This is a genomic window from Luteolibacter sp. Y139, from assembly GCF_038066715.1.
GTDB lineage: Bacteria > Verrucomicrobiota > Verrucomicrobiia > Verrucomicrobiales > Akkermansiaceae > Haloferula > Haloferula soli.
Genome location: NZ_JBBUKT010000012.1, coordinates 42,936 through 68,640, shown reverse-complemented (window position 1 = coordinate 68,640; position 25,705 = coordinate 42,936). Strand labels below are relative to the sequence as shown.

At 62.4% G+C, this 25,705-nt stretch carries 23 protein-coding genes; 6 read left to right on the top strand and 17 right to left on the bottom strand.

Annotated features, from left to right (window positions below):
- Positions 1-4: 4 nt before the first annotated feature.
- Complete coding sequence (locus WKV53_RS23810) at positions 5-1,123, bottom strand: AAA family ATPase (RefSeq protein ID WP_341407328.1); 1,119 nt, start codon at positions 1,121-1,123, stop codon at positions 5-7.
- A 90-nt stretch (positions 1,124-1,213) separates the two neighbouring features.
- On the opposite strand from WKV53_RS23810, the gene bla reads away from it, so the two are divergent.
- A complete protein-coding gene (bla, locus tag WKV53_RS23805) occupies positions 1,214-2,113 on the top strand; it encodes a class A beta-lactamase (RefSeq protein ID WP_341407327.1) in 900 nt (299 codons plus the stop codon).
- Positions 2,114-2,119: 6 nt separating this feature from the next.
- Here bla and WKV53_RS23800 read toward each other — a convergent pair whose 3' ends face one another.
- The 4 genes from WKV53_RS23800 to WKV53_RS28750 form a co-directional block, all read right to left on the bottom strand.
- A complete protein-coding gene (locus tag WKV53_RS23800) occupies positions 2,120-2,983 on the bottom strand; it encodes a D-hexose-6-phosphate mutarotase (RefSeq protein WP_341407326.1) in 864 nt (287 codons plus the stop codon).
- A gap of 110 nt (positions 2,984-3,093) precedes the next feature.
- On the bottom strand, positions 3,094-4,341 hold the full coding sequence (locus WKV53_RS23795) for a Gfo/Idh/MocA family protein (RefSeq protein ID WP_341407325.1): 1,248 nt from the start codon (positions 4,339-4,341) through the stop codon (positions 3,094-3,096).
- Positions 4,342-4,441: 100 nt separating this feature from the next.
- On the bottom strand, positions 4,442-5,422 hold the full coding sequence (locus WKV53_RS23790) for an aldo/keto reductase (protein ID WP_341407324.1): 981 nt from the start codon (positions 5,420-5,422) through the stop codon (positions 4,442-4,444).
- 60 nt (positions 5,423-5,482) lie between these two features.
- Complete coding sequence (locus WKV53_RS28750) at positions 5,483-5,878, bottom strand: 2'-5' RNA ligase family protein (RefSeq protein WP_375341840.1); 396 nt, start codon at positions 5,876-5,878, stop codon at positions 5,483-5,485.
- On the opposite strand from WKV53_RS28750, the gene WKV53_RS23785 reads away from it, so the two are divergent.
- A complete protein-coding gene (locus WKV53_RS23785; RefSeq protein WP_341407323.1) occupies positions 5,849-6,037 on the top strand; it encodes a hypothetical protein in 189 nt (62 codons plus the stop codon). The two genes, WKV53_RS28750 and WKV53_RS23785, sit on opposite strands and share 30 nt — an antisense overlap.
- A 23-nt stretch (positions 6,038-6,060) precedes the next feature.
- Here the strand turns inward: WKV53_RS23785 and WKV53_RS23780 are convergent, their stop codons facing one another.
- The gene (locus WKV53_RS23780; RefSeq protein WP_341407322.1) at positions 6,061-6,495 is read right to left on the bottom strand and encodes a TA system VapC family ribonuclease toxin; all 435 of its coding nucleotides are present in this window, start codon (positions 6,493-6,495) and stop codon (positions 6,061-6,063) included.
- Positions 6,495-6,740, bottom strand: coding sequence for a hypothetical protein (locus WKV53_RS23775; RefSeq protein WP_341407321.1), 246 nt, complete (start codon positions 6,738-6,740; stop codon positions 6,495-6,497). Before WKV53_RS23775 ends, WKV53_RS23780 begins: the two co-directional genes overlap by 1 nt.
- Positions 6,741-6,836: 96 nt before the next feature.
- Between WKV53_RS23775 and WKV53_RS23770 the strand changes: the two genes are divergently transcribed.
- Positions 6,837-7,151: a type II toxin-antitoxin system TacA family antitoxin gene (locus WKV53_RS23770; RefSeq protein ID WP_341407320.1), complete on the top strand. Its 315-nt coding sequence runs from the start codon at positions 6,837-6,839 to the stop codon at positions 7,149-7,151.
- Between the two features lie 2 nt (positions 7,152-7,153).
- Here WKV53_RS23770 and WKV53_RS23765 read toward each other — a convergent pair whose 3' ends face one another.
- The 8 genes from WKV53_RS23765 to WKV53_RS23730 form a co-directional block, all read right to left on the bottom strand.
- Complete coding sequence (locus WKV53_RS23765) at positions 7,154-7,681, bottom strand: GNAT family N-acetyltransferase (protein ID WP_341407319.1); 528 nt, start codon at positions 7,679-7,681, stop codon at positions 7,154-7,156.
- A 24-nt stretch (positions 7,682-7,705) separates the two neighbouring features.
- Positions 7,706-8,275: a hypothetical protein gene (locus tag WKV53_RS23760; RefSeq protein ID WP_341407318.1), complete on the bottom strand. Its 570-nt coding sequence runs from the start codon at positions 8,273-8,275 to the stop codon at positions 7,706-7,708.
- A gap of 113 nt (positions 8,276-8,388) precedes the next feature.
- A complete protein-coding gene (locus WKV53_RS23755; RefSeq protein WP_341407317.1) occupies positions 8,389-10,959 on the bottom strand; it encodes a DEAD/DEAH box helicase in 2,571 nt (856 codons plus the stop codon).
- 204 nt (positions 10,960-11,163) lie between these two features.
- Positions 11,164-11,523, bottom strand: a complete 360-nt coding sequence (locus WKV53_RS23750) for an iron chaperone (RefSeq protein ID WP_341407316.1) — start codon at positions 11,521-11,523, stop codon at positions 11,164-11,166.
- A gap of 17 nt (positions 11,524-11,540) precedes the next feature.
- Positions 11,541-11,855, bottom strand: coding sequence for a hypothetical protein (locus tag WKV53_RS23745; protein WP_341407315.1), 315 nt, complete (start codon positions 11,853-11,855; stop codon positions 11,541-11,543).
- 25 nt (positions 11,856-11,880) lie between these two features.
- The gene (gene rsgA, locus WKV53_RS23740; protein ID WP_341407314.1) at positions 11,881-13,002 is read right to left on the bottom strand and encodes a ribosome small subunit-dependent GTPase A; all 1,122 of its coding nucleotides are present in this window, start codon (positions 13,000-13,002) and stop codon (positions 11,881-11,883) included.
- Between the two features lie 46 nt (positions 13,003-13,048).
- Positions 13,049-14,590: a maltoporin gene (locus WKV53_RS23735; RefSeq protein WP_341407313.1), complete on the bottom strand. Its 1,542-nt coding sequence runs from the start codon at positions 14,588-14,590 to the stop codon at positions 13,049-13,051.
- Positions 14,591-14,763: 173 nt separating this feature from the next.
- On the bottom strand, positions 14,764-15,660 hold the full coding sequence (locus WKV53_RS23730; RefSeq protein WP_341407312.1) for a LytTR family transcriptional regulator DNA-binding domain-containing protein: 897 nt from the start codon (positions 15,658-15,660) through the stop codon (positions 14,764-14,766).
- Between the two features lie 367 nt (positions 15,661-16,027).
- On the opposite strand from WKV53_RS23730, the gene WKV53_RS23725 reads away from it, so the two are divergent.
- Complete coding sequence (locus WKV53_RS23725) at positions 16,028-17,257, top strand: aspartate kinase (protein WP_345789677.1); 1,230 nt, start codon at positions 16,028-16,030, stop codon at positions 17,255-17,257.
- Between the two features lie 111 nt (positions 17,258-17,368).
- On the opposite strand, the gene WKV53_RS23720 is transcribed toward WKV53_RS23725, so the two are convergent.
- On the bottom strand, positions 17,369-20,251 hold the full coding sequence (locus WKV53_RS23720) for a DUF2339 domain-containing protein (RefSeq protein WP_341407310.1): 2,883 nt from the start codon (positions 20,249-20,251) through the stop codon (positions 17,369-17,371).
- A 185-nt stretch (positions 20,252-20,436) separates the two neighbouring features.
- On the opposite strand from WKV53_RS23720, the gene recA reads away from it, so the two are divergent.
- A complete protein-coding gene (gene recA, locus WKV53_RS23715) occupies positions 20,437-21,471 on the top strand; it encodes a recombinase RecA (protein ID WP_341407309.1) in 1,035 nt (344 codons plus the stop codon).
- 196 nt (positions 21,472-21,667) lie between these two features.
- Here the strand turns inward: recA and WKV53_RS23710 are convergent, their stop codons facing one another.
- Positions 21,668-23,569: a hypothetical protein gene (locus tag WKV53_RS23710; protein WP_341407308.1), complete on the bottom strand. Its 1,902-nt coding sequence runs from the start codon at positions 23,567-23,569 to the stop codon at positions 21,668-21,670.
- A 134-nt stretch (positions 23,570-23,703) separates the two neighbouring features.
- Here WKV53_RS23710 and WKV53_RS23705 point away from each other — a divergent pair, with 134 nt between their 5' ends.
- A complete protein-coding gene (locus WKV53_RS23705; RefSeq protein ID WP_341407307.1) occupies positions 23,704-25,623 on the top strand; it encodes a RecQ family ATP-dependent DNA helicase in 1,920 nt (639 codons plus the stop codon).
- Positions 25,624-25,705 lie beyond the last annotated feature (82 nt).

Here is a 25,705-nt window from a genome sequence, read left to right as displayed (position 1 = left end):
AGGGCTATTCCTCGTCGAAGGTCCAGGTCCTCCCGGTCCCTTCGTCACCTTCCAGCCGGGTTTCTCCTTGGAAAGAGACCAGCTTGATCCATTTCGCCTCGGCTCGCTCGCGGATCTGCTCCGCCAGCTCCCGCGCGTGGGTCACTACGATGAGCTGGGTCTCCTTCGGCACCTTCGCCATTAAGTCCGCCAGTGGTTCCAGCAATGAGGTGTGCAGGCTGCTCTCGGGTTCATTGAAAACCAGCAGCGGCGGCGGCTTCGGTGTCAGCAATGCGGCGCACAAGCAGAAGAAGCGCAGCGTGCCATCGGACAGCTCGCTCGCATCCAGCCACCGTCCGAGTTCACCACGGGAGAGCTGGAGTTGGAAGCGGTGCTGGTCATCTACCGCCCGCCATTGGCTCCCCGGAAACGCCTTTCCCACCGCTTCATCCAGCAAATCCTCCCGCCCGGATTCGGCGATGCTTTGCAAGTTCGCCGCCAGATTCGCGCCATCGCTCGCCAGGATCGGCGACCAGAATCCAACCCGCGGTCGGCGCAATGGCGACTCCGGATCGACGCGGAAGTGGTGGTAGAAGCGCCAGCTCAACAGCGTCTCCCGCACCGCCGTCAGAGCAGGGTAGCGCAGCCCGTCGCGCACTTCGTTGAGCATCGACTCGGGCAAGTGAAAGGGCAGGGGAATGGTCCCCATTTTCCCATCTTCGCCGCGCAGGCTGATCGAGGTCGCTGCTCGCTTCGCCATCGGCCGGCCTTGCTTGCCACCGAGCCGGATGACCTCCGTTTTGATGTCGGGGTCGGTGCGGAACATCGTGGGATCGCCCGGCGTCGTCGGGATCAGGCCGCACTCATGGGTGAAGACGAAATGGTCGTCCTCGATCTCCCAGCCGACCCGCCGCGGTTCATCTTTCTTTCTCCGCGTGCCCGCCCACATCAGGCCCGGCATGCCGCCCTCGGCCTCGACCGCCTCGGCGAAGCGCCCCTCGGCCATCCGCTGGAGCAGCGCGAGCGAGCGATAGAGATTGGATTTCCCCACGCCGTTCTCGCCGGTGATCACGGTGATCCGCCCGAACTTCACCCGGAAATCCCGGAGCGAGCGATAGCCGCGGACATGGAGGGAGCGGAGCACCCGGAATGCCTGTCCGATCCCGGCGTCGATGGCAAGCAGCCGCGGCAGCTTCCCCTTGTTGGCGTGCGGAATCCGGCCTAGGGGAAGGAAATGACCGCCACGCTCCGGACTCTATCCACCATCACGCTCGTGCTTTTCAGTGGGATCGCATCTGCCGTGGCGGATGATGCATCTGCCCGCGAAAAGGCGTTCACGGAAGGCATGGCGAAGCTGGAGTCCCGCCACCAGGGCCGGCTCGGCGTGGCTGCGCTGAACCTCGGGGACAGGATCAGCTTTTCCCACCGCGGCGGTGAGCGCTTCGCCATGTGCAGCACCTTCAAGTTCCTCCTCGCCGCCGCCGTCGCGGCACGGGTCGATGCCGGTGACGAGCAATGGGACCGCAAGATCTCCTACGGAAAAAAGGACCTCATCCCGTGGACTCCGGTGACCGGCAAGGAGGAGAACCTCAAGGCGGGCTCCATGACCGTCGCGGACTTGTGCGAGGCGTCCATGACGTGGAGCGACAATACCGCTGCCAATCTCCTCCTCGGCACCGTCGGCGGCCCGGAGGGCCTCACACGCTATCTCCGCTCGATCGGCGACACGACCACGCGACTCGATCGCAATGAACCGGAGCTCAACTCAAACGTCAGCGGCGATGAACGCGATACCAGTACCCCGGACACAATGATCGCGACCATGGAGAAACTGCTCTTCGGCAAGCCCCTCAGGGACCCGTCGAAGGGAAAGCTCATCGGCTGGCTAGTCGCCAATCACACCGGCGACAAGCGCATCCGCGCCGCGATGGACCCCGCCTGGAAAGTCGGCGACAAAACCGGCACCGGCGAGAACGGCGCCGCGAATGACGTCGCGGTCGTTTGGACGGCCGATCGCAAACCGTTCCTCATCGTAGTCTTCTACGAGTCCGCTACGGCGACACCCGAGCAACGCGACGCCGTCATTGCCGACGCGGCGAAGCTGGTTCGCGAAGCGCTGGTGGTGGAGAAGTGAATCGCCTCAACCGAGCGCGATTCGCGTCCGCAACACATGACGCTCACCCGGAGCCACGGTGATTTCCGCACCGGGCGCATTCGCCGTCTCGACGCACACGAAGCGTCGGAAATCCTCCGCTGGCATGTCACCAAGCTTTGCTGCCTTCTCCGGACCGGGATTCCAGACGATGGTGGACGCGCTGCCGTGCTTGTGGACGCGGATCGTCCGCGCGCCATTGCGCAGGGTGGCTGTGGAGGTGGAAGCGTAGATTCGGTCGACTTCGCCTTCGATCCGGACTTCACCCTCCTGCATGCCGTTCTCTCGCTTTCCGCCGGCGGTTTCGACGAATGCCAGGCCTTCCAACCCGGCGACCTTCACGTTGGCGATGTCATCCACTGCCAGGTAGGTGTGCAGCGCTCCTGTCTCGCGAAAGGCGGTGCTGCCGGTATTGTGCGAGATCAGCGACACCTGCAGCTCCGCCCCCAGCCGGATTTCGACGATGGCGTGGAACTCTTGGTCCCAGATCGCCCGCGCCTTTTCATCCGACCTCAGCTCGAAGCGCAGCTCCACCGACTCGCCGCCATCCTGACTGTCGGTCAATTCCCAGAACCGCGTGCGTGCGATGCCATGCGCAGGCTTCGATGGATCGGTCGGGTGCGCATTGAACCACGGCCAGCAGATCGGGATGCCACCGCGGATCGCCTTGCCTTCGCGCAAGACGGTCTCCGGGCTGCAATACAGCACCGGCGCGTGGCCTGCAGGCTGCCACTCCATCACGTGCGCCCCATGCAGCGCCACCCGCGCCCGGCAGGACGGGTGATCGATCTCCAGCACCGGGTAATCCGTGGCAGGATAGGTCAGGCGAATGCAGGCAGGCGGCGCGATCATGGAGCCAACGCTAAACCCCGATCTTCGCCTCGCAAGGGGCACGTGGCGGCTGCGGGATGAGATTCGTCCATGCCACCCATGCATGCCGCGCGGGAAAAGCGTCTTTGCCTTTAAGCCATCGGCACGCCCCGGTGCACACGGGAAGCTTCCGCTTGGAATGCAAGGCGATGACCAGCCAAGCCATCCAGGCCCGGCGGCAGCGCATGAGAGCCTTGGAACAGGCGGTCGAGCGAATCCACGATCCCATAGTCACCGCCTCCGTGACCGGCATAGCCTTCGTCGGCGTTCTTCACGATTTCCACCGGCTCGATCCGGCCATCGTCGTGATGCCGCAGCCACAGCTCCGGCGCTCCCGCTTCGTGATAAGGCAGGCCACCCTTCAACGATGCCTTCGTGCCATAAATCTCGATCGCACGACCATAGTCAAAGGCGGTCATGGTGTGGGTCGCCGTGATGCCATTCTCCAGCACGCACGCGAGCACCTGGTGATCCACCACATCATTGTCACATCGATACGCGCAGCGGCCCCACGGCGAGGTGCGCAGGAAATCGAGAATCGTCTCATCATCGGCCTCATCCGCACCGTCCATCACCATGCCCAGCCAGCGGCGCTTGTCAGTGAGGTAGCGATGCGCATCGTAGAGGCAATCCTTCGCCACCGGACAACCATCCGTGCAGCGCGCGGGTGCCCCGGCAGGCGCATTCTCCTCGCGGAACCAAGCACGATGTCCATAGGAAGAAAGGGACGCCGCCGGTGAGTCCCCAAGCCAGCACAGCAGATCCGCATCGTGCGAACACTTCGCCACGATCATCGGCGTCGAGCCGCGCGAACTTCTCCAGTGGCCCCGCACGAAAGAATGCGCCTGGTGGAATGGCTCCACGCCCTCATGCGTGCGCATCGAAATCACCCGCCCGAGCCGGCCGCTTTCGATCACCGCCTTCGCCGTCGAATAGAACGGCGTGTAACGCAGCACGAAGCACAGTGCCACCCGCCGCCCCAGCTCGCGCGCGCGTCGATCGATCGCCTCACAACGTTCCAACGACTCCGCCGCGGGCTTCTCTAACAGAACATCATATCCCACTTCCAACGCCGCCATCGCATGACCGAAATGCTGCGAGTCCTGCGTCGCGATGATCAGCACATCCGCCAGCTTCCCCGCCGTGAAAAGCGACTCCGCCGAATCGAACATCTTCACCTCTCCCTCCGCCGCCAACGCAGCTACTGCCTCGCGCCTCACCGCCACCGGATCCACCGCTGCGGCAAGACGATAACGGCCACCGAATGACGCAGCGATTTTCGCATAAGTCCGGCCACGGGAACCGCAGCCGAGGATGGCGATGGACAGGGAAGCAGACACGTCCCAGCCCTACGCACCACGCTCGCCCGAGTCGAGAGGCGCCTTCATGAAAAGCCGCTTTTTTGGCTTATATCGGTATCCAGATGACTCTTCATCGAGGCTAGACCGGGCCTCGCACATGAGGAGCGACCTCGCTCCGGTAAAACGCCGCCAACTGCTTGTGAAGTTCCGGCGGCAAGGGAGCGAGCGATGACACCGCCCCATTGGCCCGTGCCTGATCCGGCCGGGAAGCTCCGGTGATCACGGTGGATACCGCTTCGTGATCGAGGATCCAGCGCTGTGCAAAATCGGCCATCGTCATGCCGGCCGGCACGAACGGTCGAAGCGCATCCGCGAGCTCCACGCCCTTCTCGAAAGGCAGGCCGGAGAAGGTCTCGCCCACGTTGAAAGCCTGCCCATCGCGGTTGTAGTTCCGGTGATCGCTGGCGGCGAAAGCCTGATCCTTCGTCATCTTCCCGGCGAGCAAGCCACTGGCAAGCGGCAGCCGCACGATCACGCCGACCTGCTTCGCAAGGCACTCGTCGAAGATCTCCGCAGGACTCTGGCGGAAGACATTGAAAATGATCTGAAGCGAGCAAAGGCCCTCTTGGGCGAGGCAAGTTCGCGCCTCATCCATCGACTCCACACTCGCCCCGAACTCCCTGATCTTGCCTTCATCGCGCAGCTTGCGCAGCCATTCGAAAATCTCGCCACGTTCCAGCAGCGCGGGCGGCACGCAGTGAAGCTGCGTGAGATCGAGCGCCTCCACATCCAGCCGCTTCAACGAAGCCTCGGTCGCCGCGCGCACACCAGCCTCGCTGTAGCCATCAGGATACAAGTCGGGCATCCGCCCAAGCTTCGTAGCCACGAAAAACTCACCGCCCCGCTCTTTCAGAAAGCGTCCGATCAGCGTCTCACTGCGTCCACGGCCATAGACATCGGCCGTATCGAGGAAAGTCACACCCGCATCTGCCGCAGCGTTCAGGATCTCAAAGGCCCGGGCATCATCGAGATCGCCCCAATCCGCCCCGCCCAGCTGCCAGCAGCCCAAGCCAATCTCAGAAACTTGCCGTCTTGAGTGCCCGAAGGGTCGCGTGTTCATCGGCAGGAAAACTAGGGACCCGCCAAGCGAAGCGTCGAGCTTCGTTGCCGTCACGATGGACTAGGGAGCGCCTGACAAAGGCCACCGGCCGAGATGAATGTGTTTGCCCTCCGTGCTATCGATCAAAACGATTTCCGAGGCAGTCCACGTGATTGGCTCAATTTGCTGAGGCGGGATCTTCCTTGAGTCCCGGATCAAGGTAAGATGGGGACTGAACTTAGGATTTCCATCGCAGCGAAGGCCTTGATTCCTGATTGATTTCAGCAACGACGCTTGGAACTCGATCAATTCCGGGCTCTCGATGGCCGTCATCACCAGATGGCTCCAGCTTACCATGCCATCGAGCAAGATGGGAAAGGGTAGTACGTTAGCCGCAGCTTCGCATCCATCCGAGGCCATCTTGATCACGCTCGCCGGAACATGGTCATGGAATTCTCCGACGAAGACCAAGCTCATGTGGAGCTGCTCCAGTGGGACAAGCTTTCCCAGACGACCGTGCGCTTGCGAGAGCTGTCCCCTGTGGTCGGATATCGACCGAATGCCGCGATCATCCGGAAGGAAGGCGGCGTACACGATATGCTTTCGGGAAGAAGAGGCTTCCAAGCCGGGAAATGACAACTGCTGATCCATCGCGTCGGTTAGAGGACGATCAAATGCGCTGGTCCGGCTCCCTTCACCACCGAAAGGGGAATGGCTTGATCGAAGGTAGCCAGACAACCGCCGTTTGCCACGGCGAGAGCGAGCAGGTAGAGGTCGGTCAATTGTTTCGGGCCGTGGATCCTCGTCGGATCAAAAAGAGAAGAGTCGCGGAAACTGAGATCATCGTGCCAGAAGCAATGGTTCGTTCCCGAGGCAAAAGCACTGAGAGCCGCAATGATCTCCCCCGCGGTGAAGCGACGGGCTGCGGAGTAAGAGGGATGGCACATGATGCGCACCACCGCATTTTCGGTAAGCGGACAGCTTGCCCAACCATTGGCCGACTGTGCAGCCCACCACCCATGTGCCTTGGCGTGAAACGCGTGAGAGCCATCGAGTAGCGCGATCAGCACGTTGACATCCAGCAGGGCACGCATCAGATGCCCTCCTCATCCATCAAGCGCTCCACATGATCGAGCGTCACCACCTCGTCCAGCCTCGCCGGGAAGACCGGCACGCCATTGCGAACCTCCATCTGCTGAACCGAGATTTGGCTCACTGGAGAAAGCAATCCTTTCCGGGCCAACCGCGAGATCACCTCGCCAGCCGTCGACTTCTCCTTGGCAGCCAGTTCCTTGGCTGCTTGGAGGATGTCGTCTTCGATATCCAGCGTGGTTCTCATGCATCAGATGCTAGCGCATCACTTGGGTTCAGCCAAGCAGTTTCGATTACACGAGGACTGGCCCCTGGGACAAAGCTTCTTGAAATGTAGTACAAAATGGCACACAATGTCGCCGTGTCCGGAGCAACTCCCAAGACCCCCAAAGCAGAACGTCTTGTTGCCCGCGTCAGCCCGGACGACAAACGCACGATTGAGCGGGCAGCCGCCTTGTCTGGACAATCCGTGGCGTCTTTTGTCGTTGCCCACGCCCGAGATGCGGCAGAGAGGGCCTTGGAACGACATGACCGGATTCGCCTGAATGCTGAAGACTCCCGACGTTTCGTCGAGGGGCTACTGGGGCCGGCACGCAAGGTTCCGAAAGCAGTAAAAGAAGCATTCGAAGATTATCGTCAAACGGTAAGGGAGGCTTGATATCAATCTCCGCCTGTCGAAGGGTTCCATTTCGGAACCTCCTTCATGGGAAGGTAAAAGCGGGAACCTTCCAAGGGGAGGAAGCCGAAACGCTGATAGAAGCCTGCCGCTGGATCGTCCTTGGCATCCACGACGACTGCCACCGCTCCGATCTGCTGCGATTCGCGATACGATCGGAGTAGCGCACTAAGGAGCAGCTTCTCGCCAATCCGCTCCGCGGCGAATGCCAAGTCGCGGGCAAGTCGTCCCACCAAAATGGCTCCCAAGGAATCATACCTCGGAAGCTTCTTGCGCAAAGTGTCGGGAAGACGCGTCAATTCGATCGTTGTCGCCGACAAGGTGTAGTATCCAGCGATCCGTCCGGGATCGTCGTCAGGCACGATTACATAGCATGCCGCCGCGAATGCTTTCATCTCCTGATTCGCCCGCCGTTTCAGATAATCGCTCAGAACCGGGACGCCACAGTCGAACTCTTCCCGCCGGTGCTTGGCGGGATCGAGAAGTTCAATGGTGTAGCGGCCTTGGGCCATGATTCGTCAATGTAGTTTTTTGGCTCAATCGCCTTCGACGATGAACTCGCTAGAAAGAGTCATCAAAAAAGCGCCCAGTCGCTTCGCCTCGATCGACGTAAGATCTTCAGGAAGAGAAAGTTTTACGGTCAAACCTCGACGTAGAGGAAATGGATAGCTTATCAGGTGAGTTTCCCCATGTAGAGGTTTGTCGTCGACTCCATTACCTGGAGGAGAAGATTGCGGTAGGTCGGTGCCGCTCGTGCCGCCATTTTTACGGATCTCCTCTTTGGCCTTAGCTTTCTTAGGCCTTCCAGAAACCCGCCATCCTGCGGGATTAGAAACGTAGTCGTTGAAAAGTTGGACTGCCTTCCTGAATCGCGAGGCATAGGTCTCAAGACTAGATGGCGTAAAATCCCGAGCATGGAGATTTTGGAATCTTAGTATAAGGTCTTCGGTGTCAATTTTCCTCACATCGGATGTCTCCCAATCGTCAAGAATGCCAATGACCTTGGCAGAGGCCGATTTGAGACTGGCTGCTGTAGCGCTATTCATTAAGCCTTTGGAAGCTGCCCAAGTCCAATGTTCCAGCAGTGCTTTCCCTGAGGTGTCCATATTTCGCCGGAGACTAACGGTAGTCTTGATGGCGTCAAGACAGTTTTCTTCAATCTTGATTGAGAATTGCGCTAGTTGCCTCTGCTGAGGGACATGAAAGCTTGTCTTGATTCCTATCCCAGCGGCGCAAGCAGCGCGGCCAAAGTCCCTTCATCTGGTGCCGCGGCCCGGGCGGCGTCGGAGAGGAGGCTGTCGGCGAGCTGGCTTTTCTTCGCCTGGAGCTGGTGGATGCGTTCCTCGACGGTCCCTTGGCAGATGAGCTTGTGGACGAAGACCGGCTGGGTCTGACCGATGCGATACGCGCGGTCGGTCGCCTGGGCCTCGGCGGCGGGGTTCCACCACGGGTCGTAGTGGATGACGGTGTCGGCGGCGGTGAGGTTGAGGCCGGTGCCGCCGGCCTTGAGGGAGATCAGGAAGACCGGGTAGTTGCCGGTCTGGAACTTCTCCACCAGCTCGCCGCGATTCTTCGACTCGCCGGTGAGCTTCAAGTACGGCGTCTTTCGTAGTTGGAGAAGCTGCTCGATGAGTTCGAGCATCGAAGTGAACTGCGAGAAAATCAGGATACGGCGGCCTTCCTCGATCAATGTCTCAAGCAACTCGGCGAGGTAGTCGAGTTTGGCGGATCCGGCGGAGTCGGCTTCCAGCTTCGATTCGCCTTCGAACTTCAGCAGCTTCGGCTCGCAGCAGATTTGGCGGAGCTTGAGCAGCGCTTCGAGGAACACCATGCGCGAGCCTTCGAGGCCCTTGATCGCGATCGATTGCCGCACGCGCTTGTCCATCGTGGCACGCACCGTCTCGTAGAGATCCTTCTGCCCGGTATTCAGCTCGACCGGATGGATCAGGATCGTCTTCGGCGGCAACTCCTTGGCGACTTCGGTCTTGTTGCGGCGCAGGATGAGCGGCGCGACGCGGGTCTTGAGCGCGAGACGGCGATCTTCGTCGCCATCCTTTTCGATCGGATTGCGAAAGCGCCGGTTGAAATCCTCCTGCCCACCGAGAAAGCCGGGCATGAGGAACTTCATCAAGCTCCACAGCTCGCCGAGGTGGTTCTCGACCGGTGTGCCAGAGAGACAGAGACGGTGACGAGCATCGAGCTGGCAGACTGCTTGTGCCATCTTTGACGTCGGGTTCTTCACATACTGTGCTTCATCGAGCACAGCGAGGTGGAAGGTGTAACCCTTCAATGCCTCGATATCGCGCTGGATGAGCGCATACGAGGTTAGCACGAGGTCGGCGTAGGGGATCGAGCGGAAGTATTTTTTCCGCTGCGGCCCGTCCAACATCAGGATGCGCAAGGACGGCGCGAACTTCGTAACCTCCGCACGCCAGTTCGGCACCACGCTGGTCGGCGCGATCACGAGCGTCGGCTTGCCCTGTGAACGTCCGCTCTCTTTCTCCGCAAAAATATGGGTGATGGTCTGCAGCGTTTTGCCGAGGCCCATGTCATCCGCCAGGATGCCGTGCAGTTCATGGCGCGCGAGGAACTGCATCCAGCGGAAGCCCGCCATCTGGTACTCGCGCAGCTCCGCCTTGATGCCGTCAGGCTGGGCCGTCTTCTCGATGCCGGAGAAATTGGTGAGCTTGCTCGCGAGTTCGGCGAGCCGCTCGGGAGCCTGAATGCCAAGCTCGTCCGAAGTCGCGATCGCCGCGGCATCCAGCGGGTGAAGCTTCAGCTTCGAGCCTTTGAAGCGCCGCGGATCGATCAGCGCCGCGAATTGTTTCAAGATCCGGCGAATGCGCGCCGCGGGCAGGCGCAGCGCACGCCCGTCCTCAAGGTGATGAAGGAAATGACCATCCGCGGGAAACTCCAGCGTCGTCTCCATCGCACCACGCTCTAACAACTGCGCGAGGATCGGCAGCAGATCCAGCCGCTTGCCCGCGACATCGAAGCCGACCGAAAGGTGGAACCAACCGGTGCCATCGTCTTCCAGTTGATAGACGAAGTTGTCCGGATCGAGATCGATGATCTCGTGCCCCACCTCATCATCGAAGCTGACGGTCCAGCCGCTGCTTTCGAGAATGGGACCGCCGGTGGCGCGCAGCCACGGCCAGAACTCCGCAAGCGCCCCATGGCTGGGATTCGGGAACCACAAGCCGGACTCGTTGACCCCGGCCGACTTCCCCTTGCCCGCGAGACCAAGCAGGAAGCGGAACTGCGAATGCCCGGCCAGGCTGGCGAGGCCGGCCTGCTGGAGCGAGAGGATCGCATTCATCTCCGCCGCGATGTCGCGGCGAATCACCAGCGGTCCTTGGGGCGTGTCGATGCGATGCTCACGCGGCCCGGGAATTCCCCCGAGCGAAATACGATGCTCACCGTAGATCGCCACCGGCCGCGCCACGACCCAATCCCCATTGTCCGGGATCTTCAGCGCCTGGAGAAGCAGGCCCACGATCTTGGCCTTGGTCTCTTCACGAATGACGTTGAGCTGAAACGTCGGTGTGATTTCCAGATGCGGCAGATCCGCAGGGTCGACCTGATTGCCAATAGCTGAGGGCAGCGCGGAATGGCTGCTGCGGACAGGCCGGCCATCGAGCACCCGTGAGACATTCTTCGGCTTGCCCGCCTCATCGAGCAGCGCCGCGGCATGCGGGCAGAAACTGCGCATCTCGCAGGAGCACGTGCTTTCGAAGTCCCAGCCATCGCCGCTCGACCACAGTGTCACCTCGCACTTCTCCCCGGCCACATCGGCTTCGAGGAGAAAGTTGTCATCCCCCGGCCAGCTTCCGGAGAGCTCGCGGACCTTCGGCCGCAGGCGCTGGCCGGCTTGCAGGCATTCTTCATCGAAGCGCTCGCGCCAGTGCGCGTCGTCGAAGAACGAGTGGATGTCGGGAGAGCTGTTCAGGTGAGCGCCTAGGGTCAGGGAAAAACCCGCGACTTGGCAAGCGCATCAACGCCTCGCGTATTGTTTCGCCAGCGTCCTCACCGCCCGCCGGATCAACTCGTAGGGGACGGGCTGGTCGAAGGAGAACTTCAGGTTGTTCTTCGGCCCCAAATAAGGCGCGAGCTCCCTGAGCAAGGCATCATCACCCTTCACCGGCGGGAAAATGCCCAGATGCTTCTTGAACGCTGCAAAGTAGAAGAAGATCCGCTCCACCTTGAACGCAGGCATTTGGTAGCCGATGGTCTCCGTCGCTTCTGGAATCTCTTCCTTCACGATGCGTCGCACCGTCTCAAGGACCTCGCGAACCTCAGGCGACAGCGAGGCCAGATAAGCGTCGATGGACTCGGGTGCCGGTTGCTTGCCCATGGCTGAATTCGATTTTTCTAGTGGTTCTCGATCGCCTGGCCGGCCAGGCCGACGCCAAAGGCGAGCAGCGGGACCAGTAGAACCGCGATAAACCTGGGAGTCGTCTTACGAATGGCAATAAGGAGTCCGAGGCTGACGATGAAGCCCCCGATCCATCCATAGATATGGAATGGAATGTCCTGCCAATTCCACGAATCTTGCGATAGTCCGGCCGCCTTGCCACCCCACAACGCCGTGTATCCGCTGGCCCATGCCGACCATACACAGAGAAGAATCCCGACGGCCCAGAATGCTACACTCGAATCCTCATAGTAGCGTTTTTTCGGGTCCATGAGGTGAGATAAATAAGAGAGAGACTCACCGTTCCCACTCCCCACGCTCGTCCTTCTCAAGCTGGATGCGGTCTTCCAAATTGCGGGCCTTCACCCGGTGACTGCGCTTGGCCCAGCGCTCGACCGTCATCTGCCGCTTCTTGATCTGACGACGGAGCTTCTCGATCTCGTCTTCCAAATTCAGAAAGCTCTCCAAGCGATGCAGATCCAGCGTGCCTGCCTCGACCGCCGCGCGGATCGCGCAGCCCTTGTCATTGCCATGCTTGCAGTCGGCGAAGCGGCACTCGTGTCCCATCGCCTCGACGTCGGCGAAGCTATCGCGCAAGGTCTTCTCATCGGTCCACATCTGGATCTCCCGCATCCCGGGATTGTCGATGAGCATGCCGCCCTCCGGCAGCGGTACGAGTTCGCGCGAGGTGGTGGTGTGGCGGCCCTTGCCGGTCACCTCATTGACCTCGCTGGTCCACTGCCATTCCTCGCCGTAGAGCTGATTGACCAGCGTTGACTTGCCAACGCCGGATGAACCTACGACGCACATCGTAATTCCGTCCTTCAGATAGGACTGAAGCACTTCCAGGCCTTGGCCAGTCAGCGCACTCGTGATGTGGATGTCGGCATCCGGAGCCAGCGCTCGCAGTTCGGCAGCGCAGGCTTCATTGTGCTCCGCGGGACAGAGGTCGGATTTGTTGACCAGCACCACGGCCTTCGCGCCGCTGCGACCGATCAGTGCGAAGTAGCGCTCCATCCGCCGCGGATTGTGATCCGCACCGGAGTCAGTCACCACGGCCACCACATCGACATTTGCGCCAATGACCTGCTCCTCCACGCTCTTGCCCGGCATCTTCCGCGAAAAGCACGAGCGGCGCGGCAAATGCGCGCGGATCACATGATCCTCGTTCTCCCCGCCAAGCTCCACAGCGACCCAATCGCCCACAGCCGGCAAATCCGCGTCGCTCTCCGCATCGTGCCAGACCTTGCCGGAAAGAACGCAGTCGATCTCCTCCACATCCTCCGGGTCTTCCGCAACGAAGGCCGAGTAATTGATCGTCGTCTCGCGAATCAAGCGCGCGGGAAACCACCCTTTCGCCCGGTAGGGGGCGAAGGCAGCGGCGAAGTTTTCATCCCATCCGAGCTCGTCGAGCGTCATCCGCGCGGACGGTAGCCGCCCCGGAGGGACCTGTCCATGCCCACAGTCACCACCATGTTTCCATCTGCACGCCCCAGCTCCAGCCCTGGTCATCGCTGGCGTAGTCGGTGCCGCCCACGCCGCCTTTCAGGCCATTTGCCCACATCGCGTAGGTGACAAAGGCGCGCAGCACCGGCCGGCTGAAGAAGTCGCCCCCCAGCGAAACCTGCGGCGCCAGCGTGATCTTTCCGAGCATGCCCTCGTGACCACCGGCCGTGCCGGACACCCAATCGACCCCCGGCTCCAGCGCGAGGCTGAAGGTGTCATTGAAATGCCAGATCGGCCTCACGCCCGCCGAAGCCCAGTGCTGGTACGGTGCGTTGTCGCCGAATTCCGTGTATTGATACACCAGCGAACTGCCGATCGAGAAGTGGTCCATCGGCTTGATCACCCACTGGTCGGTCACCCGGGCGCGCCACGACTCGTCGGGGTCCGGGCGAATGAAGGTGCCGGCCGGTCCACTGAAGTTCTCGAAGCCCGTGCTGAACGTTTTCGCGGGCCCCGTCCCGAATTGCAGCGAGGTCTTGTGCAGGCTCTTCTCATCCCAAAAGCCCTCGCGAGTGCGGACCAGGCTGAGCGAAAACCCATCCGAATCCTCGGCCTGGACCCCGTTCGAATCGACCCCCGACTCCGATCTCGAATAGGCAAACCCCAGCTCGCCCTTTCCTCCGAAAAACGGCCAGTCGTACCAGCGGAAATCGAAGCTGCTCTTGCTGAAGCCCGCGATATTCAGCGGGTCCGGCGTCGCGATGTCATTGTAGATCGCGCTCTCCGCCCCATCGCCGATCCACGCGAAGGCGAACTTTCCGGCACCGAGCGGCACATCCTCGATGCCCGCGCCGCCTCCACTCATGTCCCAGAAATAGAAGTCGTTGATGTGGATGTCATGCCGCCGGTAGAAGCGGCTGCCCGCCCAGAACTTCGCTTCCGGCATCCCCGGGATGACATTGGCGATCGAGGCCCACGCCTCCGGCACCGAGAAGTCCGTGTCGGCGGACGAGCCGTAGTTGTCGTAGGGATTGTAGAAGGCCAGCCGCAGGTTCATGCGCGCCACCGGCCCATCGTTCATACCGTCCTTCGACGAGAACATCCCCGCCGGGAAGAAGGTCTTGGCAAAGGCGAGCTCGCCGTAGTTCTCGGCCTCATTGCCCAAGCGATACTTCGCCACGCCCGGAATCCCGAAGGCCCGCTGCGGGCCACCCGCGTCCGAGCGGCCATAGCCCGCGCGAAAGTAGCCGGTGATATCCAGATAGCCTTCCAGCACCTGCTCGATGCGGGCGTCGAGTGCCTTCTCCGCGTCCGGGTGCTGGGCGATGTCTCGCGTCTCGGTGTCTTTCTTGAATTGCTCGTCGGCACGCTTCCGCCACTCGCGCGCTTCATCGGCCACGGCCGGAGCCTCGTCTTCGGTGGCAGCGGGAGTGACAGGCTGCTCTGCTGCGGCGCGATGGGATCCGGAGGCATGCGCGGCCTTTTTCGGTGCAGGCGCTTCCTCCAGCTCGGCGATCCGCGACTCCAGCTTCTCGATGCGGGTTTCGTATTCCTGCCGCATCGCCTGGATCTCTTTTCTGAGAGCCTCCGTCCCGTCTTCTTGGGAAAACGCGGGAAGCGAAGATAGCAATAGGGCCCCGGCCAGGCAGGGAATGGGTTTTGCCATCCCTAACATAAGCCAAGGAGCACCAAGGCCGGTCAAGTGTACGATGGTACAGCCCGCCGCCGCCCCTATCAAAACCCGAGCCGCAGCCGCAGCGGCCCATGATAAGCTCTCCCGACCGGCAGCACCGGCCCGTCCGGCGCCAGGGTCAGCCGCCATTTCCCGCCGCTCCGGTCGAGTCGCTGGATCGCTGAGACCCGGACGATCGCTCCGCGGTGGATCCGCTGGAATTCCTCCTTCGGCAGGATCCCCTCCCAATCCCTCACGCTGCGCCGCTCGGTCTGGCGCTGGCGGCCCTTCGAGTGGACCACCGTGTAGTCGCCCGAAGCCTCGATCCACAGGATCTCGGAAAGCGGTAGTGCCACCGAGCCCGCCCCGCTGCGGACGTGGATCAGGCGGCTCTCGGGATCGGCGGAGGGGAAGGAAGCACCGTCCCCGTTTCCCCGGATCCACAGCGAGCGAGCGATCAGATTGGCGACTTCCGCGCATTCCAGGATTTCCTCCTCCTCCCACACGCGCTTCTCGCGCACGGCATCATAGCCGATTTGGAAAGCGATCTTGCCTGCGCGGAATACCGGCAGCGCGAGCAGCGAGCGGACACCCTGCCGCTGGAGTTCCAATTGGAACCCGCGGGCACGCCGCGGCATGTTCGCCACATCACGGATCTCCACCCGGCCGTCGCGGTGCAGCCCCTCGTGAATCCACAGGCCGGCATCGACCGGGATGCCCTGCACCTCTCCAAGCTGCGGCGAGATGCCCGGTGCGACCCACTCGTGGGTGTTCCAGAAGAGGGTGAATGCGTCGTCGTAGCGGATCACCCAGGCCCGGTCCGCTACGTGGCGGCTGCCGAGCAGTCCCAGCGCGCGGGTCACCCCCTCGTCCGCGTTTTCATGCAGAAGCCATCCGGCGAGCGACTTCCAATCCTCGCCGCTCAGGGTTCCCTCTCTTATCTCTCCCTCCTCTCCCATTGCTCTAACAGCAATGTGGAACCGCGGGAAGATTGTCAAAAGATCCACGCACGCATGTCGTGAATCTACGAGAACGACAGCCGTTGGTCGGTAAATAATGTCGTTGGTCGCTAAAGCATTGAGCCACGCGTGCCGGTTATGGATGCCATATGTTGTCGGACGCGTGCTCATGACCCGCCGTGATCCGGTGACTTTCACTTCCCCGACTTTGCCGGGGAAGTGGGAGGCGCTAACACACGGTTCCGGAGCGGACAGGCGGATGCCGGTCCGCTCCGGTGCCTGTTTGCCACCCCTTCCGCCGCTGCCCCACCGGACGCTTGCCAAGGGTGCCGCGCTTTCCTTCACTCCCGGCCCCGTTTCCCCGGCCATGGCCCTTATCGTGCAAAAATACGGCGGTACTTCCGTCGGCTCCATCGACCGCATGCGTAACGTCGCCGCGCGCGTCAAACGCACCCACGACGCCGGAAATCAGGTCGTCGCCGTGGTTTCGGCCATGTCTGGCATTACCGATGGCCTCATCAAGATGGCCAAGGAATTCTCCGAAACTCCGGCCGAGCGTGAATTGGACGTCCTGCTGGCCACCGGTGAGCAGCAGTCGATCGCTCTCGTCTCGATGGCCCTCCACGAAGCCGGCCTCGACGCCGTCTCCGTGACCGGCCGCCAGGCGGGCATCTACACGAAGGGCTCCCACACCCGCGGCCGCATCGAGGACATCGACCCGTCCTACATGAAGCGCGAGCTGGATGCCGGGAATACCCTCGTCGTCGCCGGTTTCCAGGGCATCACCCCGGAGGGCAAGATCCACACCCTCGGCCGCGGCGGTTCCGACCTCACCGCCATCGCCGTTGCCGCCGCCCTGAAGGCGGACGTCTGCCAGATCCTCACCGACGTCGATGGCGTCTACACCTGCGACCCGCGCATCGTCAAAAACGCCCGCAAGCTGCCGGAAATCTCCTACGACGAGATGCTGGAAATGGCCTCGTCCGGTTCGAAGGTGATGCAGTCCCGCTCCGTCGAGTTCGCCAAGAAATACGGCGTCGTCTTCGAAGTCCGTTCCTCTCTCAATGACAACCCGGGCACGTTGGTGCTCGAAGAACATCCTGCCATGGAAAACGTCGTCATCCGCGGAGTCTCGATCGAGCGCTCCCAAGCCCGCGTCACCATCACCAATATCCCGGACCAGCCCGGCATGTCCGGCAAGATCCTCGGCGCGCTCGGTGATGCGGAGATCAATCTCGACATGATCGTGTCGAACATCGCGAGCGACGGTTTCGCGCGGCACTCCTTCACCATGCACTCGAACGACCTCGGCAAGGCCCAGGCCTCGCTGAAGCAGGTGCTCGCCGAGATCAGTCCGGACGCGAAGATCGAGACCGAGGCAGGCATCGCGAAACTCTCCGCCGTCGGCATCGGCATGCGCTCGCACTCCGGTGTCGCCGCCACCATGTTCAAGGCCCTCGGCGAAGCTGGCATCAACATCGGCATGATCTCCACCTCCGAGATCAAGATCGCCGTGACCGTCGACGAGACCAGCATCGAAGACGCCGCCCGCGCCGTCCACGACGCCTTCCAACTCGACAAGGAGCCGGCGAAGTAACGGCCGCTCTGAAACATGCCGAACTCCGCTAATTCCGCTATATAGGCATACCGAATTAGCGGAGTGCTTCCGAGTCCCCGTTCAGCACGCCAATCGTGCGGACTTGGTTCGCTACGCCTCGTCCGCCTCGAAGAGCTTCTTCAGCGCATCCGCGAAGCGGTTGTAGAAGAAGCCCAGCACCACCAGCGCCACGCCCAGCGCGAGGAAGGCGGCGATGCGGATGAAGGTGCCGAAGTCCCAGACATCCACGGCGAACAGCTTCACCAGCGCGACCGCGAGCAGCGCGAACCCGGCGTGACGAAGTGCCGAGAGTTTTTGCCACAGGCCGACGCTGACGAGGCCGAATCCGAGCACGGTCCACAGGATCGCCACCGGCTTCCAATCGAAGTGCCAGATCACGGCTTGGCTGGACCACAGCGCGAGCAGCGCTGACGCCGCCAGCAGCAGCCCGTGGCGGATCGACCGGTGAAAGGCATCTCCCGCCAAGGCGAGCAGGGGAAGCGCGAAGCAGGATGCGACCGTGATCGCGCCATAGGGAAAGGGAGCCGGGTTCATCGGCACCCACCGGTAGAGGACGCAGGTGTGGGCGAGCAACTCGGCGGTGGCGGTGGCGAGGAAGGCCCAGCTTTCCGGAAGCGTGATCTTTCCACGGCGCATCGAGACGATGGCGAGCGCGACCGCGCTGGCCGCCATCACCTCGCCCCACGCATCGGGAGCGAGCTTGTTCCAGGCGATCAGCCACGAGAAGCCGGCGGCAAATCGCGCCAGGATCACCGCCACGGCGGTCGGTCGCGCGAGGGGAATCACGCCAAGCGCGGCGATCACCGGGATGAACAACAGCACTCCCGAGTCACCTGTCAGCCGGGTTTGAATCTGCAGTGCCAAGGGCAGCAGAAGCACCGCCGCGATTTGGAGCACCGGCGAGATGATCAGGAAGCGTCCCACGGCCACCATGCCGACCGCGGCCGAGGCCAAGGCGACCAGTTCGTAAGTTTCAGTGAAGGGCAGGGTTTTGACCTCCTTGGAGATCGCCACGGTGACGGTCAGGGCGGTCAGCCAGAGAAAGACCTCCGGCACTTTCGCAATATCAGCCTGCAAGGGAGCACGGTCTCGATCCAGCCACAGCCGGTGCCCGGCCAAGCCCAGCAGTGCCACCATCACCGGCGGCCACCACGGCAGATCGATGTCTCCCGGATACAGCATGGGCAGACTGGCGATACCGAAGACCAGCGCCGCCCAACCCGCTTCCAGCAAGCGCCGCTGCGGATCGCGCAGCAGGGTGAACGCCGACCATCCCAAGGCCACCACGCCGCATGCCGGCGCGCGCCAAGGAGCGGCGAGATGATGCATGCAAAACAGCATCGTCAGTAGACCACCGGCGATGAAGACAATCGAGGTGATCGCACGGGCAGCTTGGGCTAGGTCACGTTTCGCGACCCAGCGATCACAACCGTCTCGCAAGGGAAACGCCGCCGCCACCAGCAGCGCGGCGACCAGCGCGTGGCTCCACAGCGGGATATCCGAAGAAGGACCGGCTTGGCCCAAGGACACGAACAGGGTCGACAGCCCAGCGACCAGGGCAAAGGCCAGCTCGCTCTTTCCCGCGAACCGACGGAAGGCGAACGACAGGGCCAGCGTTTGCATGGCGAAGCCGAGGGCGAGTTGGAAGCCATCGAGCTTGATCGCCATCGCCAAGGTCAAGGCAGCGAGACCTTGCGCGACGTGCACGCCGCCCGCGACATCATCGCGCGACCGACCGGCCACGCCCATGGCGAGCAGGACCGCGCCGAACACACCGGGCACCACCCAATAGCCTTCCCAAGTCCGGTGCTGCTCCATCCACAGGGCAGAGAAGAGCAGGAAAAACGCGATGTTGTTGACCGAGGCAAAGATTGATCGCGCCCGTTCCGAAAGTCCGCCGAAGTGCCGCGACACCCCGATCACGCTTGGCAGCGCGAATACCGCCCACACCGGCGGCAGAAACCACAGCGCCGAGGGATCGTCCGGCCGTCCGCCGCTGCCGCCCGCGATCTGCCACCAGAAGAAAGCGATATAGGTGCCCGCCATCGAGGCCATCCCCGGCAGCGCCCAGCCGGGCCGCAGCAGGAAGGACGTGCCGGCGACCGCGAGGACCACGTTCGATGTCGCCGAGAGCCAGCCGAGCGGTTGCAGGATCGTCGAGTAGGACGCGAGCAGCAGCCCCATCGTGGCCGTCACCCGCGAATCGCGACGCAACGAAACCCCCACGATCGCCCCGGCCGCACCGAGCAGCAGGACGCCCGCTGTCACTGGCGACTCGATCACCTGCAAGCGCGGCACGTGGTGCGCGGCAAAGGTGCACCAGTAGAAGAATGCCAGTCCGCCGGCCAGGAGCACGTCGCCAAAGCGCCGCATCGTTTCCTTCGCGCCGAGATACACGCCGCTCCCGGAAATGAGGAACGAACCCAAATACAACGCCGCCAGACGCACACCCGCCGGCAAGTCGCGGATCCAATTCTTGTAGGCGAAATTCCCCAGTAGCACGAGCCCGGTCACCAGCAGCGCAATGCCCAGCCGGACCAACCAAATCCGCCCGAAGCGCAGCTCGAAGGAGCCTTTCTCCGCGGGTGGAGGTAGCGGAAGAGGTGAAGGCAGCGGTGCCTGTGGTGCAATGGATTCCCACTCGCGCGGGGGCGGGGAGGAGGCAGGGGCCTTTGCGGTGACAGCGGCGGCTGCGGCCTTTGCGGCGGCCAGCGCCGGGGCAATGGACTCCCACTTGGCCGGTGGCTCGGGAACCTCTTCGGCAACCGTCGGTGGCAGCATGGGAGGAGCTTCTTCCGGAGCTTCCGGCTGAACAAACGCGGGCGCTGCCTGTGGCGTCAGCCGTTGTTCCAGCGCGTGAATGGACCGCCGGATCTCGATCATTTCGGCAGCTCGTCCCCGGGCAAGTGCATCCACCCGCTCGTTGAGCCGCTGAAGTTCACGCCTGTAGCTCTCGGTTTCTTTGTCTGTCACCGTCCGTTTTTACCTTCCGGGCGTCGCGTTCCATCCATTGAGAAATCGGAGGGAAACATCGCGAAAAACGAAGACGCGCCCTGAACGTCGGAAATGGGAAAGGCACTTTTTTGTTCGCCCGAACATCTTTTGTTGACGTCAGCCGCCTTCCCTGAGAGAAGTTCGCCCGAACACTTCCTGACACCATGGCCAAGACCCTAGAAGACGCATCAGACAAACTCGCAGACGCCCGCAAACGCAATTTGGATATGGCTATCTCCAGCATCCAGAAGGAGTTCGGCGAAGCCGCCATCATGCGGATGGGCGACGGACACCGCGTGGATGTGGACGTCATCCCGACCGGCAACCTGCTCATCGACCGCGCCCTCGGCGTCGGTGGTTTCCCCCGCGGCCGCATCATCGAGGTGTTCGGCCCGGAATCCTCCGGTAAGACGACTCTCACCCTCACCGCGATCGCCCAAGCCCAGAAAAAGGGTGGCCTGGCCGCCTTCATCGACGTCGAGCACGCCCTCGACCCTCAGTACGCCAAGATGCTCGGCGTGAATCTCGATGACCTGCTCGTTTCCCAACCCTCGTCCGGTGAAGAGGCCCTGCAAATCTGTGAGGCTCTGGTCCGCTCGAATGCCATCGACGTCATCGTCCTCGACTCCGTCGCTGCGCTGGTGACCAAGCAGGAACTCGATGGCGAAATCGGCGACTCCACCGTGGGTGCCCAAGCCCGTCTGATGAGCGCCGCGATGCGCAAGCTGACCAGCTTCATCTCCAAGGCTCGCACCGTCTGCATCTTCACCAACCAGATCCGCGAGAAGATCGGCGTGATGTTCGGCAACCCGGAAACCACTCCCGGCGGCCGCGCGCTGAAGTTCTTCGCTTCCGTCCGCGTCGACATCCGCCGCATCGGCCAGATCAAGGCGACTGACGGCACCGTCCAAGGCAGCCGCACCAAGATCAAGGTCGTGAAGAACAAGGTCGCACCACCCTTCGCGGAGTGCGAGTTCGACATCATGTACAACGAGGGCATCTCCTCGGTCGGATCGCTGCTCGACCTCGCGCTGGAAATGGACCTGATCCAGAAGCGCGGCTCGTGGTTCGCCTACAATGGCGCCCAACTGGCCCAAGGCCGCGACGCTGCCAAGGAAGCGCTCAAGGCGGACGAAGCACTCTACAACGAGCTCAGCGAGAAGGTTCGCGAAAAGCTCGATACGGCGAAGAAGAAGTAGTCCCTGCTGCTCTGACAAAATCTGCGAGCCCGGGTGGGTTCGCGTTCGATGAAGCGGTGGTCCTCACGGGCCGCCGCTTTTGTGTGACCGGTGGATGCCAGCCGGGCACTCCAGTAATTCCAGTATCTATACATCCGGGAATAGTGGAGTCGTGCCTCAGGTCGCTGGACAAAGCAGACCGCTCCGGCGTCGCTGCTCAGTAGTTCAAGCGCGCCTCTTGGGTGCCGCTGAGAATCTTTACGTCGCCGGCGGCCTTTCCGCTGCCAAGGAACTGGTAGCCCATGGTGCCCGTCGTATCCGCTTCGTAGTGCCGGGTGATCGTCTTGGTCGGCGTCCTGAGAACGAACAGCCACTGGTGGGAGCGCCCTGCCAATTTCACACGCTTCATTTCCAGCGACCAGGTGGTGCCGTTCTCGTTCAGCTTGCCAGAGTCGAAGATGATGAAGTTGGGAGAGTAGGCCTGGATTTTGATGCGCTTGGCGTTCGCATTCGCTCCGAAGGTGCCGAGAAACTGATAGGTGAGGCTCTCGCCGTTTTTGGCCAGCGGCAGATCGTCGAAACCTGGCACCAGGAGATCCGCATCCACGGAACCCGCGGGCGACGGAAGCTCGGCCGTCACGAGATTGCTGGCCACGACCGAGGACAGCGCCTTCTCACCGGCGAACGGGCGCGAGCCGTAGACGCCGTTTGCCAAAACCTTCCCGTCCACCGCCAGCTTATCTGTTTCGGAAGGCTGGCCACCGCCAAAGGCCGTGCCGAACCGGCCGTTGCCGGGAAAGACCGGCTGGCCGAGGATCACGCTCTGGAGCACGTCTGACTGACCCAGCCACTGCGGCTCATCGCCGCGTGGCGCATCACTGGCGATCCCACCGGACGGGGTGTTCGCCCAGAGACGCTTGAGGCCGACCTGGGTGAAGAATCCATCCGGGCCCAGTGCTTCGAAGAAGACGTGATTGCCATTGTATTCCGCGATCCGCGGATCCTTCACCGAATGAGTCTTCCCTTCGTGCTGGATCAGCAGCAGATCGCCGAGGATGTAGATCCGGCTCACCAGCGTGACTCCCAGCGGCACCTTGTTTCCAGGCATGACCTTCGAGTAAATCGTCTGCCAGCCGGCGCTTCCCGGGCTGCCGACCTCGACATTCACCGTATTCCGGTTCAGCCGGATATGGATCAAATCGGTCTCGATCACGCCGGTGGTCTTGATGCCCAGGACGATTCCCCCTTCGAACACGCCACCGGGAGCTTCCTCATTGGTGTATTCCACCGCCACGTCCCGCACCGGGGTCGCGAGGGTGGCATCGAGATAGTAAAGCTGGCCACCGGTGGGCATCAGCTTGCCGCCTGTCACCGTGGCGTTCGGATTGCTGCCGATGAATTGATAGGGCGATCCAATCAGCGGTTTCGAGCCGCTTTCATAGATCGTCCCGTCGGCACGCAGGGTGAAATCGTCGAACAGCTCAGGTGCCGTGGCAGCCGTCGTTGCTGTCACTGCCGCCGCAACTGCTTGGGCTTTTGAAGTGCTATCGGCGGAAGCTGAAGCGGAGGTTTCGTTTCCCTCGGCATCGCGGACGACCAGCTTGCCGTCCCGGTTCACCAGCCGCAGGGTTCCCGGCGGCGGATTGGCAGCGGACCCGCCCGGTTGCAGATCCAGCTGCGCGGGTGCGATGTGCGCACCATCCAGCGCGCTGTCCGCCACATAGGCGACCGGGATCAGCCGTTCTGCGGGATCAAGCCGGCGCGATCCATTCGTCCCGTCGTCGAACCACACCTGCAAGCGAATGTCCGGCTTCCGGAACACGCTCGCCGGGATCGCCGCCATGTTCGGCACCGTCACGTCGCCGAGCACCACGGAGTAATAGCCTTCCTCCACGGCAAGCGACACGGCCGCGGCTGGTTCGCCGCCCTGTTTGCAGGTCCCGTCGTTGCTCCAATAGATCTCGCTGCCGTCCGCATTCGCCAGGGCGAAACGGAAATTTGCAGTCCCGGAGAAGCTTTCGACGCGGCCCTGGTAGTTGACCAGCGTCGGCACTTGGGCCCGCAGCGGCACGATCGCTCCGAGAAAGGTGGTGAGCAGCAGAAGCAGAAAGGTTCTCATAAGAATGAAATCGCGAGGTCAGGAGGCCGCGCGTCGGCGCAGGAGGATGAAACCCGGATTCTCCACGTAGCAAGTGATGTTCCTCGCGTCCGTCCGGTACTTGTCAGGCCACTTCCACCCGGGTTTCCTCGGACGTGGCCGATGACCCGCTGATCCAACTCCTGCGCGAACGCTTTGGCCACGGCGTCTTCCGTGGCGGCCAGCGCGAGGTGGTGGAGGGACTGCTGGACGGCCGCTCCATGCTCGCGGTGTTCCCGACCGGCGGCGGCAAGTCGTTGTGCTACCAACTTCCGGCACTCTTGCTGGAAGGAGTCACGCTGGTGGTTTCGCCGCTCATCGCGCTGATGAAGGACCAAGTGGATGCGCTGCGAGCGAAGGGCGTCGCCGCGGCGCGGCTGGATTCCACTTTGGAGCCGGCCGCTTATGAGGAGGTGATGAAATCGCTCGGCGATGGTTCGCTGAAGCTCCTCTACGTCGCGCCCGAGCGCCTCTCGAACGAAGGCTTTCGCGCACGCTTGAAGAAGCTGAACATCGCACTGGTGGCGATCGATGAAGCGCATTGCATTTCCGAGTGGGGTCACAATTTCCGGCCGGACTATCTGAAGCTGGCGAAGCTCTGCCGTGACCTGAAAGTCCCGCGTGTGCTGTGCCTCACGGCGACTGCCACGCCAGCGGTGGCCAAGGACATTCGCAAGGGCTTCCGCATCGCAAAGGAGGATCACGTCCAGCTCAGCTTTCACCGGTCAAACCTCGACTTGAAGGTGACACCGCTGGCCGCCACGGAACGCAAGCGGCACTTGTTGGAGCGGCTGCGTGGCAGCGAGGGCGCGGCCGTGGTCTATGTGACGCTCCAGCATACCGCGGAGGATGTGGCCACGTTTCTGCAGAAAAACGGGTTGGCCGCGCAGGCCTACCACGCAGGCCTGCCGGATGAATTCCGGGCCGCGGCGCAGGAAGGCTTCATGGCCGGAAAGACCCGCGTCATCGTCGCCACGATCGCCTTCGGCATGGGCATCGACAAAGCCGACATCCGCGCCGTCTACCACTACAACCTGCCGAAGAGCCTGGAGAACTACACCCAGGAGACCGGTCGTGCCGGACGCGATGGCCTGCTCTCCTCCTGCGAGCTGCTCGCCTGTGGCGATGACCTGGTGACACTGGAGAATTTCATCCACGGCGACACGCCTTCGCCGGCTGCGACGCGGCACTTCATCGACCACGTGCTTCGGCTCGGAAAGGAGTTCGATCTCTCGACCTACGAGCTCTCGACCGTGAATGACATCCGTCCGCTGGTGGTGGAGACGATGCTGACCTACCTGGAATTGGAAGGCGTCATCGAGGCGACCCGGAAGTTCTGGTCGTCCTATCAAGTCCGGCTGCTGCGGGATCTCGAGAAAGTCCTGGCCGGCTACGATGCCCGGCGGAAGACCTTCCTCCGGAAAATCTTCGCCGCGGGAAAGGAGGGCCGCAGCTGGCTGACCTTCGAGATCGCCGAGGTGGCTCGTGCGACCGGGGAGGACAGCCAGCGGATCACCGCGGCGCTGCTTTACCTTGAGGAAGCCGGCGACCTCGCCCTGAAGAAATCCGGTATCCGCCAAGGCTACCGCGTCAGAAAGGACCCGGGCGATTTGCGCGAATTGGCCGCGCGGCTGGACGAGCAGTTCCGCAAGCGCGAAGCCGCCGATCTCTCCCGGCTTCGCCAAGTGGTGGAGCTGGCCGAGCAGCCCGGTTGCCTGACCGGCTTCGTCACCGGGCATTTCGGGGAAACGCTCGCCGCACCCTGTGGCCACTGCGACCGCTGCCGGGGCATACCGCCGCAGCCGGTGCCCCGAACCAAGGCACCCGATCCGGACGAGCACGAGATCGGGATGATCCGCGATCTTCAAGAGCAGGGCCACGCTGCCCTGAAGACACCGCGGCAGCTCGCACGCTTCCTGTGCGGGATCAGCAGCCCGGCGGTGACGCGCGCCCGCCTGTCCCGCCACGATGCCTTTGGCCTGCTGGAACGGCTCCCATTCTCGGAGGTGTTGGAGTTCTCCGAGCACCTCCGCTGATAGGCCGTGATTTGAAATCGTCACATCTCCCGGCGACTCCGTTATTGCCGGTTCCGGGAAATTCCCCTAATCTCCGCGCCAC

What these genes read in the sequence shown, in the direction of transcription:
- bla (WP_341407327.1), top strand. Translation starts at nt 1,214, where the DNA reads ATGACCGCCACGCTCCGGACTCTATCCACCATCACGCTCGTGCTTTTC.
- WKV53_RS23800 (WP_341407326.1), bottom strand. Translation starts at nt 2,983, where the DNA reads ATGATCGCGCCGCCTGCCTGCATTCGCCTGACCTATCCTGCCACGGAT.
- WKV53_RS23790 (WP_341407324.1), bottom strand. Translation starts at nt 5,422, where the DNA reads ATGAACACGCGACCCTTCGGGCACTCAAGACGGCAAGTTTCTGAGATT.
- WKV53_RS23785 (WP_341407323.1), top strand. Translation starts at nt 5,849, where the DNA reads ATGGAATTCTCCGACGAAGACCAAGCTCATGTGGAGCTGCTCCAGTGG.
- WKV53_RS28750 (WP_375341840.1), bottom strand. Translation starts at nt 5,878, where the DNA reads ATGAGCTTGGTCTTCGTCGGAGAATTCCATGACCATGTTCCGGCGAGC.
- WKV53_RS23780 (WP_341407322.1), bottom strand. Translation starts at nt 6,495, where the DNA reads ATGCGTGCCCTGCTGGATGTCAACGTGCTGATCGCGCTACTCGATGGC.
- WKV53_RS23775 (WP_341407321.1), bottom strand. Translation starts at nt 6,740, where the DNA reads ATGAGAACCACGCTGGATATCGAAGACGACATCCTCCAAGCAGCCAAG.
- WKV53_RS23770 (WP_341407320.1), top strand. Translation starts at nt 6,837, where the DNA reads ATGGCACACAATGTCGCCGTGTCCGGAGCAACTCCCAAGACCCCCAAA.
- WKV53_RS23765 (WP_341407319.1), bottom strand. Translation starts at nt 7,681, where the DNA reads ATGGCCCAAGGCCGCTACACCATTGAACTTCTCGATCCCGCCAAGCAC.
- WKV53_RS23760 (WP_341407318.1), bottom strand. Translation starts at nt 8,275, where the DNA reads ATGGACACCTCAGGGAAAGCACTGCTGGAACATTGGACTTGGGCAGCT.
- WKV53_RS23750 (WP_341407316.1), bottom strand. Translation starts at nt 11,523, where the DNA reads ATGGGCAAGCAACCGGCACCCGAGTCCATCGACGCTTATCTGGCCTCG.
- WKV53_RS23745 (WP_341407315.1), bottom strand. Translation starts at nt 11,855, where the DNA reads ATGGACCCGAAAAAACGCTACTATGAGGATTCGAGTGTAGCATTCTGG.
- rsgA (WP_341407314.1), bottom strand. Translation starts at nt 13,002, where the DNA reads ATGACGCTCGACGAGCTCGGATGGGATGAAAACTTCGCCGCTGCCTTC.
- WKV53_RS23735 (WP_341407313.1), bottom strand. Translation starts at nt 14,590, where the DNA reads ATGCGGCAGGAATACGAAACCCGCATCGAGAAGCTGGAGTCGCGGATC.
- WKV53_RS23730 (WP_341407312.1), bottom strand. Translation starts at nt 15,660, where the DNA reads ATGGGAGAGGAGGGAGAGATAAGAGAGGGAACCCTGAGCGGCGAGGAT.
- WKV53_RS23725 (WP_345789677.1), top strand. Translation starts at nt 16,028, where the DNA reads ATGGCCCTTATCGTGCAAAAATACGGCGGTACTTCCGTCGGCTCCATC.
- recA (WP_341407309.1), top strand. Translation starts at nt 20,437, where the DNA reads ATGGCCAAGACCCTAGAAGACGCATCAGACAAACTCGCAGACGCCCGC.
- WKV53_RS23710 (WP_341407308.1), bottom strand. Translation starts at nt 23,569, where the DNA reads ATGAGAACCTTTCTGCTTCTGCTGCTCACCACCTTTCTCGGAGCGATC.